Origin of the sequence: Pseudoalteromonas shioyasakiensis, assembly GCF_022398475.1 — a bacterium.
Lineage (GTDB): Bacteria > Pseudomonadota > Gammaproteobacteria > Enterobacterales > Alteromonadaceae > Pseudoalteromonas.
In genome coordinates this window covers 38,372-52,606 of record NZ_JAKEVM010000013.1, presented here as the reverse complement: position 1 = coordinate 52,606, position 14,235 = coordinate 38,372, and the positions used below count along the sequence as shown (strand labels likewise).

11 protein-coding genes are annotated in these 14,235 nt (G+C 41.4%); 5 read left to right on the top strand and 6 right to left on the bottom strand.

Translation table 11 applies throughout. From position 1 onward, the window contains the following. The first annotated feature begins 29 nt into the window (after positions 1-29). Together L1D51_RS04590 and L1D51_RS04585 are read left to right on the top strand one after the other, a co-directional pair. Positions 30-713, top strand: coding sequence for a hypothetical protein (locus tag L1D51_RS04590; protein ID WP_239962840.1), 684 nt, complete (start codon positions 30-32; stop codon positions 711-713). A gap of 4 nt (positions 714-717) precedes the next feature. Next, the gene (locus L1D51_RS04585; RefSeq protein ID WP_239962838.1) at positions 718-1,974 is read left to right on the top strand and encodes a lipopolysaccharide biosynthesis protein; all 1,257 of its coding nucleotides are present in this window, start codon (positions 718-720) and stop codon (positions 1,972-1,974) included. Here the strand turns inward: L1D51_RS04585 and L1D51_RS04580 are convergent. Continuing rightward, a complete protein-coding gene (locus L1D51_RS04580; protein ID WP_054562750.1) occupies positions 1,963-2,679 on the bottom strand; it encodes an SIMPL domain-containing protein in 717 nt (238 codons plus the stop codon). The two genes, L1D51_RS04585 and L1D51_RS04580, sit on opposite strands and share 12 nt — an antisense overlap. 169 nt (positions 2,680-2,848) lie before the next feature. Between L1D51_RS04580 and L1D51_RS04575 the strand changes: the two genes are divergently transcribed. Both L1D51_RS04575 and L1D51_RS04570 read left to right on the top strand, forming a co-directional pair. Further along, positions 2,849-5,518, top strand: coding sequence for a bifunctional acetate--CoA ligase family protein/GNAT family N-acetyltransferase (locus tag L1D51_RS04575; protein WP_239962836.1), 2,670 nt, complete (start codon positions 2,849-2,851; stop codon positions 5,516-5,518). A gap of 10 nt (positions 5,519-5,528) precedes the next feature. After that, complete coding sequence (locus tag L1D51_RS04570) at positions 5,529-6,482, top strand: ion transporter (RefSeq protein WP_239962842.1); 954 nt, start codon at positions 5,529-5,531, stop codon at positions 6,480-6,482. 27 nt (positions 6,483-6,509) lie between these two features. Here L1D51_RS04570 and L1D51_RS04565 read toward each other — a convergent pair whose 3' ends face one another. The 3 genes from L1D51_RS04565 to L1D51_RS04555 are packed head-to-tail and all read right to left on the bottom strand — an operon-like array spanning position 6,510 to position 11,653. After that, a complete protein-coding gene (locus L1D51_RS04565; RefSeq protein ID WP_239962834.1) occupies positions 6,510-11,009 on the bottom strand; it encodes an EAL domain-containing protein in 4,500 nt (1,499 codons plus the stop codon). A gap of 15 nt (positions 11,010-11,024) precedes the next feature. Beyond that, positions 11,025-11,450: a GNAT family N-acetyltransferase gene (locus tag L1D51_RS04560; protein ID WP_054562753.1), complete on the bottom strand. Its 426-nt coding sequence runs from the start codon at positions 11,448-11,450 to the stop codon at positions 11,025-11,027. A 2-nt stretch (positions 11,451-11,452) separates the two neighbouring features. Next, positions 11,453-11,653 carry a DUF3283 family protein gene (locus L1D51_RS04555; protein ID WP_054562754.1) on the bottom strand — a complete coding sequence of 67 codons (201 nt, stop codon included), beginning with the start codon at positions 11,651-11,653 and terminating at the stop codon, positions 11,453-11,455. A gap of 153 nt (positions 11,654-11,806) precedes the next feature. Here L1D51_RS04555 and L1D51_RS04550 point away from each other — a divergent pair, with 153 nt between their 5' ends. Beyond that, positions 11,807-12,508 (top strand): type 2 periplasmic-binding domain-containing protein, encoded by a 702-nt coding sequence (locus L1D51_RS04550; protein WP_235575491.1) that lies wholly within the window; start codon positions 11,807-11,809, stop codon positions 12,506-12,508. Here the strand turns inward: L1D51_RS04550 and L1D51_RS04545 are convergent. Next, positions 12,505-12,750, bottom strand: a complete 246-nt coding sequence (locus tag L1D51_RS04545; RefSeq protein WP_055021180.1) for a DUF1289 domain-containing protein — start codon at positions 12,748-12,750, stop codon at positions 12,505-12,507. The two genes, L1D51_RS04550 and L1D51_RS04545, sit on opposite strands and share 4 nt — an antisense overlap. Positions 12,751-13,011: 261 nt before the next feature. Then, a complete protein-coding gene (locus tag L1D51_RS04540; protein WP_054562756.1) occupies positions 13,012-14,142 on the bottom strand; it encodes a 1-acyl-sn-glycerol-3-phosphate acyltransferase in 1,131 nt (376 codons plus the stop codon). Positions 14,143-14,235 lie beyond the last annotated feature (93 nt).

The window sequence follows — 14,235 nt, the reverse complement described above, 5'->3', positions numbered from 1 at the left end:
TGTATAAATAATAAAAAACGAGTATCTCCATGCAAAGCGCGATTGAGCAATTGAACAGCCGGCTTCAACATCATCAGTTAAAAGAACTCATTGCCGATTACCAAAGTTTATCGGGAGTGTTGCAAGCGGCACAATTACAGCACATTTATCAATTAGCTTACAGTAGTGAAGTTAAATACTTGTTTTTACAAAATGTGGCAGCGCATTTACTCGAAGCAAGCCCGCTGCCAAGTGAAGCTGTAGCCTTAATTGATGATATCGATAAACTGAGCTTTTTCACGCCTGGTCTTAAGTTTCAAAATGCTTTTTGTGTAACAGACAGTCAGGGCAATACCTTACTACATCATTTATTTACGCAGTGTCAGGCTGATAACCTACCCTTTAATTACTTGCGTTCGTTAATGTTATTTGAAAGCAACGAAAGCTTAGGCATAGCGTTAAAAACATTAAATAAACAGCAGCTCACTCCTATTGGTTGCTTTATAGCGCAAAACAGCACGACCCAAATGCTAGCCAAACATGAGTTCTCTGCGCTATTAGCCATGATGGAAGTCGACCAAAGCCACAGCCCTAGCGCAGTCAGCGCCTTAATAAATACCCTTAAGCAATTTTATGGTGCCAATCAACCAACGAGTAGCGACAGTAAAGTGCTGCTTTGCGCGGCCTATTTGCAAGTGCCAACGGCGCAGTTATTAAACGCGCTCAATCAATAACTTCATGAATAAGGATGTTGTTAAAGCGTTTTTATCGCTCAGTAGTTTTACCGCCCTTAACCATGGTAGCCGTATTGTACTTACCTTGTGCCTTGCAAGGTTATTAAGTACTGATGAGTTTGGTACTTTCGCCGCGTTACTCGCACTGTGTGAAATTCTGTTATTACCCGCGAGTATGGGTTTTGCATCATCTTTAATGCGTATTAGCTACCCGCTCTACAAAGCTCAGCAACATGATTTACTACGTGGCTTAAAACATGTTTATTTAGCTGCATCGTGTTTATTCGGGGTGATTTTTGTCGCTGCTGTGGTGATTAGCTTTCAGGCTATTTCACCGCACCAAAGCGCTCAAGAGCATGTGGTCTATTTACTATTACTGGTGCCGATTGGCGCCATTATGCAAAGCCAATCGGCTTTTTTAGTAGCTTTGAATAAACCAAAAATTGGCCTAGTAACACAGCAGTGTATTTTTGAATTGCTAACCGCGGGGTTTTGCTTTTTCGTGTACTTAATACGTGGCGATTTATCTTTAGTCGAGATTTGTATCTTGTTGTTTTGTAGCATCTTGTGCGTAGTCATTTATCAATATTGGTTAATCAAGAAAATGCTCGTCGCAAGTACAGCCCGATACCAAACCAAGCAATGGTGTAAAGACTCCTTGATCATGCTCGCCAGTGGCGCAGGCACCGTATTAGTAGCAAAACTCGATGTCTTACTGGTGCATCACTGGTTTGGTGCACAAGGCGTGAGTATCTTCTTTCCTGCGGTAGTGATTGCTGGCTTACTGACTATTTTAGGCAATGCCGCCAACCAATATTTAAAACCCATTTTAATGGCAGATGAAACGACCGAGCAGCAACTTAGCGAATTAATGAAAGTGGTATGGCGTTTTAACTTTGCCGCTATTTTGCTACTTGCTCTGCTCGCAAAGCCACTACTCACTCTCTATGGCGAAAGCCAATTGCAGGAAGGGTTTTGGATTTTAATGCTGCTGTTACTCGGGCAACTGTTATTACCAGCAAGAATTTTAGCCAGTAGTATGATCAAATTAAAAGGCAACCCGCTTATTAACTTGTACGTATTACTTGGCGCAACCAGTGTCACGGTTTTAATGGCAGTACTGTTAAAAGATCAGTTTGGCTTATTGGGGGTGGCTGTGGCATTTAGTGGTGGCTTTATGCTTGGAGCGCTTTGCCGCATGGTAATTGTATGCACACGCATGCGGCTGCCTTTATCTGTGGTATTGGGTTTAGTCAGATAGATAATATTCAACACTGGTAACAACACGCACTTTTTTCAGCTGAGGTGTGTTTGAATCTCTATCAGAAATTGAAAACTGCCCCTGACGTGCTGTTTTAATTTTACCTAATTTAGACTGTGAATCTTTGGCAAATTTCATTGCCACTTCACGGGCTTTTTCGGTTGCTTCTTGAATCATATTTGGCTTAATTTCATTTAAGCCATTAAATAAATATTGAATACGCGTTTCGTAATTGTCTTGTACTATCGCAATGCCTTGCTTGGCTAATTGGCTTACAGCGCCTAACGCATGTTGCACTTTTTCGATGTCATTTGAATAAACAATGACATTATTACGGGCAATATAACGAAACTGCTGATTCTCGCCGCCATATTCGCGGGCTTGTTTATCAATAATTGACTGACTACCAAGACTAATTTCTTCATCACTAAAGCCATGCAGCTTTAAAAAGGCGACAACTGCATCGCTTTTTTCTTCAACGCGACCTACTAATTTTTCAAGGTTGTTATCGGCATCAGAAAACTGCAATGGCCAAATTACGGTGTCGGCAGGCACTTCCATTTCAGCTAACCCTTTAACGTGAACAGTGCGCTCCATGCCTTTCACATCAAGGGCTGCACTTTTCAAAATAAAACCTAATCCAAGCAAACCAACCGCCAATGCACACGCTGCAATAACGATATTAAATGGTTGCGCTTTATTCATGCTTTTCTCCTTGATGTAGGTCACTGTTTTTGACTCGAAAAGTAGTTATAAACAGGTTATCTTATGAGTATAACTTTTAATACTTTAGAAGCGTGTCGGTTCTAGTTTGGGTGTATTAAACTTAACAGACCCTGAAGTTTTAACAAACAGCGCAAGCGAAGGAAACAGCATGAGCGTTAAACGTATTAGCCAATTTTTTAACCCTAAATCAGTCGCGGTCATTGGCGCCTCAAATTCCCCTAACCGAGCGGGCTTTGTGGTTATGCGCAACCTTTTACAAGGGGGCTTTAAAGGCCCAATCATGCCTGTTAGTTTAAATCACAGCGCTGTACACGGCGTACTAGCCTATCCGAGCATTGCTGCACTTCCAAAAGTACCTGACCTTGCGGTTATTTGTACTAATAAAAACACCTTAATCAACATCATTAACGAGCTTGGGGAGCTTGGCTGTAAACATGCAGTGGTGATTGCAGCCGGCTTAAACGCCGACCAAAAGTACGCATTAAAAGAAGCAGCTACTGAGGCAAATGTCTCTTTACTTGGGCCTAATTGTTTGGGCTTACTTATTCCTCATATTGGCTTAAATGCTAGTTTTTCGCATACAGTTGCAAGCCCCGGAAAGCTCGCCTTTGTATCGCAATCAGCGGCTGTTTGCTCAACGATTCTTGATTGGGCGAAGAACAAAGAGATTGGCTTTTCATATTTTGTGTCTGTAGGTGATTGCCTTGATATCGACTTTGATGAGTTACTCGACTTTTTAGGTCGCGATGCTAAAACCAAGGCTATCTTGTTGTATATCGATAATATTGAAGATATTCGCAGCTTTATTTCCGCAGCGCGAGCTGCTGCGTTTAGCAAACCTGTCATTGCCATTAAAACCGGTAAAACCAGCGCCGGTGCCCTTGCTGCAGAAATACACACTGGTGGCAAACAAAGCTCTGATGCGGTCTATGATGCGTTGTTTCAGCGAGCGGGTATGCTAAGGGTAAACGACTTACGAGAGCTTTTTGCAGCAACACAAACGCTGGCAATGCACCCCAAACTACTTAAAGTCGAACAACTGACTATTTTAACCAATGGCGGCGGCCCAGGTGTTATGGCTGTGGATACGCTCTTGCAAAGCTCAGGAAAACTAGCAGAGCTTAGCGACGAGACCAGAGCTGCGCTTAATAAAGTGATTCCGCAATCAGAGATGACCTCGAATCCGGTGGATATTTTTGGTGACTCAGCACCAAGGCGCTATCAACAAGCCTTAGAAATTTTACTGCAAGCTAAAGAAGTTAAAAACCTGCTGATCATTCATACCCCTTCTGCGCTTGCACCGAGTGAAGACTATGCTGAGATCATTGTCGAAACCTTAGAGAAAATCCCGAAGATGGCTCGCCCTTATGTTATGACAAACTTTATGGGTGAAGATGCCGCGTATGCTGCGCGAAAAGTCTGCGCTAATAATGCCATTCCGACCTACCGTACACCTGAAGGTGCGGTTGGTGCGTTTATGCACTTGGTAAGTTATCGCCGTAACCAAAAGCATTTAACGCAAACGCCAGAATCAAACACCGATGATGCAAAAATAAATAAAGACGCAGCACGCATTGTAGTAAATGAGTTTTTAGCCGAAGAGCAAAGCTATTTATCAACCCATGAAGCAAGCCAAATACTCACTCATTATGGTATTGATTGTATTCAAACTGAAGTTGCTTACACGCCAACTGAAGCCAAAGAGCAAGCCATTGAGCTAGGTTTTCCTGTAGCGTTAAAACTAATAAGCCCAAGTATTCCTTCTAAATCAGAAGTCGGTGGTGTGGTCCTTAATTTAAATGATGCACAAGAAGTTGAGCAAACAGCCTTTGCCATGCTGCTACGAATCAAAAACACCTACCCTGACGCCCATATTGAAGGCTTTTCATTGCAAAAGATGGCGCCGCGAGCAGGTGCTAATGAGCTACGAATCGCTATTAAAACAGAGCCGAACTTTGGCCCAGTGATCTTACTGGGTGAAGCAGGCACCGGACTTGAATTCGCTCAAGCTGCAGTGGCATTACCACCACTGAATATGAACTTGGCAAAATACCTGATTGCTGCGGCGCACGATAAAGGCGTACTTAAAGACCGCGTACTACCAGAAAAGGTCGATAAATACCGTTTATGCGCCCTACTCACCCGCATCTCGCAGCTTGTTATCGACCAACCTGACATTACCAGTGTTGAGCTAAACCCTATTTTAGCCAGCAACGGGCAGTTTTTAGTCCTTGATGCGACTATCGGCCTTAGCCGTTACAAAGCAAAAGCGAATCGTAAACGCTTGTGTATTCGCCCCTACCCGATTGAATTGGTTAAAGAGGTAACCCTTAAAAACAATACCCAAGCACAGCTAAGACCAATTAAACCGGAAGATGAGCAAGCTCACTTAGAGTTTGATCAATCATTAAGTAAAGAAGACAGATATAAACGCTTCTTCGGTGAATTACCGCAATTTAACCATGATCAGCTCGCGAAAATGACGCAAATTGATTATGACCGAGAAATGGCGTTTATTGTCAGCCAAGAGCAAAATGGTTCAGCCTGTACATTAGGGGTGTCTCGTGTACTTATGGATCCAGACAAACTCGATGCTGAGTTTGCAATTGTGGTGCGCTCTGATTGCCAAGGTTTAGGACTTGGCACAATATTAATGAATGCGGCAATTGAGCATTGTAAAAACCAAGGCGTAAAACAAATTGCTGGTATTACCTTGCCAGAAAACACCGGCATGATTGAACTGGCACGAAAACTCGGGTTTAAGATCACCCGCGACTTTGAAGAAGGCAGCATTAATATGGTGCTAAAACTTAACTAAAAACTGGATCATTATTTTGCATCGTTTAAGAAATTACACTGCACGAGTTTTTGAAGGTAACGGTAAATATCGACGTATAGGACGAGCTCTCGACGTATTTTTGATGTCGTTGATCATGATTAATGTAGTGGCGATAGTGTTGGAGTCAGTCGGCCCTTTAGCAAAGCAATATCATCACGAATTTTTAATGATCGAGCTGATTTCTGTCGGTATCTTTACCTTAGAATATGTGCTCAGGCTTTGGTGCTGTGTAGATAAAAGCGTGCATAAAGAAAGCCCGTTAACAAATTCAAAAATTCGTATTAAGTATTTCTTTTCGCCGTTGGCGCTGATTGATCTTATCGCGATTTTACCCACCATTCTGATGGTCTTTGTGAGTGTTGATTTACGCTTCTTGCGAGTGCTTAGGTTAATGCGTATCTTCAAGCTGACACGCTATTCAAGGGCGATGCAGCTGTTATTAAACTCGTTCAAAGAAGAAAGCAGCTCACTGCTTGCGGCTTTTTTTATTATGGCCGTAGTGCTGATTATTGCTTCATGCGGTATTTACTTAATTGAACACGATGTACAGCCAGATAAATTTGGCTCTATCCCTGCTGCAATGTGGTGGGCAATGGTGACATTAACAACCGTTGGTTATGGCGATGTCGTGCCTGTGACTCCCCTTGGTCGCTTATTTGGTGGTGCTATTACACTGGTAAGTATGGGCATGGTGGCTATTCCAACTGGTTTGTTGGCCTCAAGCTTTTCTGAGCAGTTACGTAAACGCAGACAAGTGTTTACCGATGCAGTGCATGAAGCCGTTGAAGATGGGCACTTATCGCCTGTTGAAGAAGAGCACTTAGAAAACTTACGGTATAAACTGGGTTTAAGTCAGCAAGAGGCGAATAAAGCGATTCATAACGAGCTTAAAAACCGCAATCGCAATCTGTATTGCCGCCACTGTGGTAAACGCCAAGATTAACGAAAAGGGTAAAGTTTTCGCTTTACCCTAAAATTCATCATCCCACTGGGTATCTAAAAGCGCTTTCACCTCATCACCTGCCACAGGTTTGCTAAACAGGTAACCTTGGAAATACTCACAGCCTAAAGAGCGTAAGAACTGCAATTGCGTGCGGTTCTCAACCCCTTCTGCTACACACTCTTTACCCAAGCTTTTTGCAAGAGTAAGCGTTGAATTGATAATCGCTTCATCACCTTTATCAATACCAATGTCATTAACAAAGCTTTTGTCTATTTTCAGCACATCAACCGGAAAACGTTTCAAATAGGTCAGTGACGCATAACCCGTTCCAAAGTCATCCATATAAATACGACAGCCTAAGGCTTTGAGTTTTTCCATACTTTGCTGCGCTTTATCTGAATCGTGCATCATCACTGATTCGGTGATCTCAAACACTAGCGCGCTCGCAGGAACTTTAATTGCGCTTATTGATTGATGTATTTTCTCAACCAGATTTTCGCTTTCAAAATCTAGGGCTGAGAGATTAATAGAAATATATAAATCAGGATGCGTGGTACGCCATTGGCGCAGCTCAATCAATGCTCTTGATAAAGTCTGCAGCATAATTTTGGTAATTAGCCCGGAGCTTTCTGCTGCATTTGCAAAGTCTTCTGGTTTATATTCATCATTACTCGGCCAACGTAACAACACTTCAAGCCCCGCCACTTGGCGAGTCTCTGCGCTCACGATTGGCTGATAAAAATTACAAAACTCATGTTCTTGGTAAGCTTTACTTAACTGTGATTCAAGATGCAAAGTACGCTGCACTTGTAAGTTCATTTCTTGCTTATAGAACTGATAACAGCCTTCGACATGACTTTTCGCGTGGTACAGTGCCACATTAGAGGCTTTTAATAAGGCTTTGGTGTCCTTTGCATCATCAGGGTAAACAGCAACACCAACACTAAGGTTCACTTTTACAGCTTGCTGGCTAAGTTCAATATGGGTATCGACACAATCCATCACTTTTGCACATAACAGCAGTAACTCATCAAGCTGTTTAAAATCTTCGGCAAGGATCACAAACTCGTCACCATCGAAACGAGCCACGCTATCTTGTGGACGCAACACGTGTTTTAAACGCTTAGCAACACGCTTAATTAATTCATCAGACTCTTCACGGCCTAGCGAATCATTAAAGTGCTTAAAGCGCTTAATATTAACGTTTAATAACGCCACTTTTGTTTGATGGTAATCAGCTTGTTCAATAGCGTGAACGACTCGGTCGTTGAACAAGGTTTTATTTGGCAGCCCTGTCAAAGCATCGTAGTTGGCCAGTAGATGCAGCTCGTTTTCAGCCAGCTTTTGCGCGCTAATATCAGTAACTATAATCACATAGCTATCAAGTTGGCGATTATTGCCTGCAACCGCACTTATTTTTATTAATACTTGGCGCTTTTCACCGCCAGCAACTTCAACAACATCTTCAGCTGAAAAGTGCTCACCCGACTCAAGCTTTTGCATAATGCGTAAGTAATGGATACGAGTTGATATAGGCATACCAAGTGTGAGCGAGCGACTAGAGCGAGGCTCTGCTGGAAAACCAAAGGCATCTTGGAATGACTTATTGGTAGCGCGAATACGCAGATTTTTATCTAAGATGAACACCCAGTCGCGAGTTTGCTCAAATGCTGCACCAAACAAGCGGGCATTTTCTTCAAATACCAGTTCACGGGTCATATTTGTGTAGGTGCCCGCTACTTTTTCAGGAGCGCTGTCTTGCCACTCAACCACTTTGCCAAAGTCTTTATACCAGCGCCAATTACCATCAGCATGACGTAGTCTGTAAGTGCAATTGAAATAGCCTTTTTGTGTAGATAAAAACTCTAACCACTCTAACCTGAAAGTTTGTTTATCATGTGGGTGAATCTTTGCTAAATAATCATCTAAATTAACGCTGTCTGTTTCATAGCCTAATTCATTTTTAAGACGCGGTTGATAAATAATCGGGCTTTGCGATGACCAATCCCATACTCCAGAATGGCTGCCTTCAAGAGCAAGCTTCAATCGTGCTTCACTCTCTTTACTCTCTTTATGGGCGGCTAGTAATATTTGTTGCATACGGTTACGCCTAAACACCCAAGCAGCAACAAACAGTGCAACCAAAATCACATATAAAACAATAAAGTGAGGTGCACGCCAAGGTGGGTATTTCACTTCGATATTCAAAATAGCGGGCGGCGTTAACTCTCCGGTTAATGGATCTTTTGCCCATACCTTAAGGTGGTATTTTCCTGCACTGAGTTTTGGGAAGAGTACTCGGTTGTTATTGCGGGTATAAGTTTTTTGACCATCACCTAGCTGGTATTCATAAATGATACGTTCTTGATAGTTAAATGCCATCGCAGAAAAGGCAACTTCAAGGCCTATATCATCATGCTCAAGGACGACACTATCGATAGGCTGTTTTAGCTCAGCGGGTAAATCACGCGACATCAAATCAAGGTTAGTAATATTTACGTGATCAATTAAAGCTTGCTGATAGTGGTTATCCATAGGGTAAAAGTAGGTAAAGCCTTTTAGCGTACCATAGACAATTTGCCCTGACTCAAGCTTAGTAAAAGCTCCACTATTAAACTCGGTTGAGAATAACCCTTCTGAGCCAGTAAATTGCTGAAAATGTAAATTATCTGGGTTCAGTCGCCAAAGTCCTTTGTGGCTACTCATCCATATCATACCTGCTTCATCAAGTACCATGTCGTATAACAAGGTACCTAACTTATTCTTCTCAAGGTCGATGGTATAAATATGCTCGTAAGTGCTGGCATCTAAGCCGATTAGGCCAAAGTTTGAAAGCGATAACCACAACACATTGTTATTATCTATGATGTAAGACATCACATTCACAGCAACATTTTCATGTTGTTCAGGCACTTTATATATCGTCGAGAGCTCGTATGTATCAGGGTCAACTTGATACAGAATACCCGCATTATAAAATAATGGCGCTTCTGGATTTGACGACAACGCTGGTAAAAATCCGTAGGCTAAAAACGGCTCAAACTCATCAAACTTGCCGCCTAGTCGGGTCACTTTTTGGCTATCGATATTATAAACAAACATGCCGTAATCAGGGTGAACATAGTAAAGATCCCCCGATGGCATCAACAATATGCCATGCACCCAATCGTTAATTAAAACCTGGTTCTCGGGATTTGCGGCTTTGACTGGGGAGGCCTGCCCGGTTTTCGGATCAAAGCTTAAAATACCGCGATTAGTGTGCAGCCATAACTTATCTTTGTAGGGCATGATTTGGTAAATACTGAATTCAGTAGTAATCAGGTCAACCTGATAATCTTTTAAAAACACTTCACTTTCGTAGGTTTCTAAATCAACCGCTGTTAAACCATTATGGGTGGCAAGCCAGAGACGATTTTGAAACTCAGTGATACTCCAAATTGAATGATGAGATAGCCCATCGCCTGTTAATGAGTTGGCTGTTACATTGATAAAATTGTAATTGTCGTATGACTGATAAAACGCCCCATCATTTTTGGTTGCCAGCCACATTCCACCTGAGCGGTCTTTCACAATATCAATAATGCTGGTGTCAGCTAGTGTATAACCACTTTCTTTTAGGCGCATATTCTTAGCTAACTCACCCGTTTCAGGGTTATATTCAAATAACCCTTTATCAGTGCCAAGCGTAATAGAGTTAGCCTCAGGTATAATCTTCCAAATATTTAATTCACTAATGAGTGTTTTATTTTTAAAGGCGATGTCTGGAGTCTCGAACATTGCTTTTAAATTGCTAATATCAACCTGATAAAGACCTCTAACAGCGCCCACTAGCAACGTTTGTTCATTGATAATAGCGAACGATTTCACATAATTTTGATAAATATGGCTTGGCTCATTTTGGAGATGTTCAAGTTTACGGACTTTACCTGATGCCAGCTCATAGACATAAGCACCATTACTAGTGCCCATAAAAATATAACCTTGGTACGCGAAAAGCTCTCGAATAACGCTGCTTTTTACGCGTTCAGGTATTTCAAAAATAGAGGTGATTTTTTTCGTTTCTAAGTCTAGTTTGGCAAAATCCCAGCCTCGCCCTAGCCAAAGTGTTTTGTCATCAACAGATACCATGCTAAACACCGACTCAATAAAAATTTGCTCTTCAGTGGTTGGTTTAGCAATAAACTGCTGATAAGTATCGGAAGTGGGATCATAGCGGAATAAACCCGCTTGTAGTGAAGCTATCCAGATATAGCCTTGTGGATCTTGGTAAATACGGTCAATGATGGCATCTTCAAGCTCACCATTAGGACCTTTGATATGAACCACCTGATAACCATCGTAGCGATTGAGGCCACCTTCAGTCGATAACCACAAGTAGCCACTGTTATCGATAAGCATAGTGTTTACATAACTTTGCGATAAGCCTTCACTGGTTGATAAACGTTTTACCTGAGAGATAGCGGGATGGCTAAACAAGCCATAGGTCAAAATAAAAAATAACGCTATACTGGAGAAGAACTTAGTCATTGACGTTCCAAATTGCTAACTTGGCACTGTGTCACGCGTAAAGTGCATCGCAACTACGTTTCGATGCGCATATACCTCAAACAACGATTGCAAAGAATTGGGTAATGTTAATGCATAGTTAAACCCATTTTGTAGATAAAAATCAATCAGATTTTGGTACACGAAGGTAAAAACTGTCCCTTTTTGTGCGGCGGTGACAGCCGCAAGTAATTGTGAGGCAATTTTTTGACCCCGCCATACTTCATCAACATAAAGGGTAGACAAAAATAACAGCCCAGCTTGGTTTTGAACTCGGCAAGCGGCAATTATTTCTGTTTCTTTGTAAGCAACCCATACTTGGTCAGCTTTGCTCGCTCGGCCGCGAGCCTTGTGTTTATCATAAAATTTGTTTACTAACGGCGTTTTAATTGGCTCAAGTAAACAAAATCTAAACGCAGCCATGGTTAGCTCATTAGCGAAAGGTAATGCTCAAACTGCTGCTTTAAGAACGCTTGCTCAGATATTGGACGACTATTTATTGCAGTGTAAACACCTTCGCGGGTGTTCTTACCACGCTTTATTTGATAAGCCCAAAAAGACGCTTCGTAATCCAATTGAATTTGATATTTTTGCTCTCGTGGCAATTTACATAGATTGAAACTCATACTTTCTCAGCAATAAATTTTTGATTTCACAAGTATAACAAAATTAACAGGCTTTAATCCCTTTTATTAGCTTAAAAAGCCCAGGGATAAGCTTGATTTTGGAAACACATATCAGTAAATTAACGAGCAATTTATGTACGCAAGGAACGCACGTTGTCGAAGTATCTGAGTCACAGATTTGCCTTATTTTTGCTGTTTTTTTGCTTCTCAAGTAGTGCCAGCACTAATTTACTGATCTTTAATCGCCCCGCCGATACACCACAAGCTCGCTATGTTATTGATTTAATGAAAATGGCATACAAAGAAATTGGCTATGAGATCCATATAATCGATTTTAATCATCAAAATGCGCTGGTTGCTGCTAACCAAGGAGTACTCGATGGGCAACTAGGCCGCATTGCCGATGTTAAAGACGATTATCCTAATTTATTGAAAGTAGACTATGCGCTTTTTGATTTTAATCTAGTGCTACTGAAAAATTGCCGACAATGCCAATATGAACAGCTTAAATCGTTAGCAATTCAGTCAAGCTACCCGGCAGCCCAGAGTTATATCGATAACCACCCATTTGCAGGCGATGTGATCAAGGTTAGAAATGTCACTGCGCAGCTTAATTTACTCACGCAAAAACGTGTTGAAGGGACAATATTACTAGACTTTTTATTGTCGACTAAGCATCCGGGGTTTGATCAAACAGCCTTTCATAAACAGGTTTTAATGCCGATGCAGAGCTTTCACTTTGTGCATAAACGGCATAAAGCGATAATTCCGCAACTGACTAAAGTACTTAAAAAGCTTGATGAAAACGGCACGGTGCAATTTTTAAAATCGAAATACAACCTCAGTAAATTTTAAAAATCAAAACCGCCTTGCTCAGGATTTGTTTGTTGCTGCTCTGCCTGCTGTTTTTTCTGAAGGAAACGTTTATAACGCTGTTGGCATAAGCTAATGACTTTACGTTTTTCTGCATTGGTAAACTTATTCCAATAAAAACGCTCATCACGACTGCGGTAGCAACCTTTACAATAGCCTCGGTTATTAACTTGGCATATCCCTTTGCAAGGGCTTGGAATTTCAAATATTTCAATCTGTTGCATCACAAATGCCGGTTAATAAGTAATATTAAAAGTATAGCCTGAAAATTAACCATAAAAAAAGCCACTTTAAAAAGTGGCTTCTTGAACTAATACCAATTCGCTTAATTAAGTAGTTTATTTTGAGGCAAGAAAACCTTGTTGATAACAAGGAAAAATTTCGTTATTTAGTTGTTCTAAATGAGAAATTTTTAACGCAGGTAGCGACAGGTTTAATCCCTCAAAATGATTAAGTATTATTGCGGATTGGTATAATTGTTTCGCTTACTCAGATTCGCTTGTGGCAAGTTCTGCTTTACGATGAAAAGGTTTAGCATACATAGCTAATACCAAAGGTTTTAGCTCCTCTGGCACTTTTGCTAGTCGCTCGTTAAAAGCTGCAGCATCTTTTTCGTCAATCACAGCTTGCGTACAACCACCCGCTATGTAGTTACCAGGGTGTAAGAAAAACGAATCAACAATTTGCTGATCAATGGTTTTTGCCAGCTCTTCAGGTGATTCGCAGCCCGATTCAATTGGTTCACCAAACGCTAAATGTACATGCCCTTTAGCTGTACTAAAACCTTCAACAATACTAGCAATATCTTCACCTTGCTGTTTCACATACTGACCATGTTGCTGTTTATGATAAAGCTCTTTCGCTTTTGCAATCGCGCATGGCTCGTATTGATAAGAGATAGACACTGGCACAATTTTTAATTCGCGTACGTACTCAGCAAATTCTTTTTTCTGCTTACGACCTTGTAACTGCAACATTTTAAGTAAGGCAGGATCTGTTTGATCAAAACCGTCTTTTGCTCGGCCTTCTTTTTGCGCTATCCAAATTGAGTGGCCTTCAGCAAGTGAGTCATAGATATAAGCAGACAGCTGCGACAATGCTTTAAGCATCTCTTTTGGAGCTTTCGCTGAGCGCTTTACAATAAAGCTCTTGTTTAAACGCATTAACTCAGTGATATAAGGAATTTGCAGCAAGTTATCACCAATTGCGATGCGAACTGTCGGCATGTTGTGCTTGAACAAGCCCCAATTCACCAACGCAGGATCAAGCACTATATCGCGGTGATTAGAGATAAATAAGTAAGCTTGTTTTGGGTCTAGTTTATCGATGCCCGAAAACGTTACTTCTGAAGTCGTACGGGTGATTAGTTTATTTAAATAATCAGCCACTTCATGCTGAACTTGCTCAACCGATGCGGTGTTGCCCCACTTTTTACGCAGCTGACTGCGCACTAATGGGCGAGTAATAAATGGGAAGTTCGATAAAAAGCGCGGTAGGTTATACTTAGCGATTACATCTACAAAGGCATTATCAGCAATCAAACGCGCTACTGAATCAGCTACTTCATCATCATTGTAAGGTCTTATGTCGGCGTATTTATCCACACTTTCACTCATTAAAAACTACTTAAGTTAAAAAACGGCACGCTCAGCGTGCCGTTAAAAATAATTGGCGGATTATAACTCAGGCAATTTTAAATGCGAACCGAG

What these genes read in the sequence shown, in the direction of transcription:
- L1D51_RS04590 (WP_239962840.1), top strand. Translation starts at nt 30, where the DNA reads ATGCAAAGCGCGATTGAGCAATTGAACAGCCGGCTTCAACATCATCAG.
- L1D51_RS04585 (WP_239962838.1), top strand. Translation starts at nt 718, where the DNA reads ATGAATAAGGATGTTGTTAAAGCGTTTTTATCGCTCAGTAGTTTTACC.
- L1D51_RS04580 (WP_054562750.1), bottom strand. Translation starts at nt 2,679, where the DNA reads ATGAATAAAGCGCAACCATTTAATATCGTTATTGCAGCGTGTGCATTG.
- L1D51_RS04575 (WP_239962836.1), top strand. Translation starts at nt 2,849, where the DNA reads ATGAGCGTTAAACGTATTAGCCAATTTTTTAACCCTAAATCAGTCGCG.
- L1D51_RS04565 (WP_239962834.1), bottom strand. Translation starts at nt 11,009, where the DNA reads ATGACTAAGTTCTTCTCCAGTATAGCGTTATTTTTTATTTTGACCTAT.
- L1D51_RS04560 (WP_054562753.1), bottom strand. Translation starts at nt 11,450, where the DNA reads ATGGCTGCGTTTAGATTTTGTTTACTTGAGCCAATTAAAACGCCGTTA.
- L1D51_RS04555 (WP_054562754.1), bottom strand. Translation starts at nt 11,653, where the DNA reads ATGAGTTTCAATCTATGTAAATTGCCACGAGAGCAAAAATATCAAATT.
- L1D51_RS04545 (WP_055021180.1), bottom strand. Translation starts at nt 12,750, where the DNA reads ATGCAACAGATTGAAATATTTGAAATTCCAAGCCCTTGCAAAGGGATA.
- L1D51_RS04540 (WP_054562756.1), bottom strand. Translation starts at nt 14,142, where the DNA reads ATGAGTGAAAGTGTGGATAAATACGCCGACATAAGACCTTACAATGAT.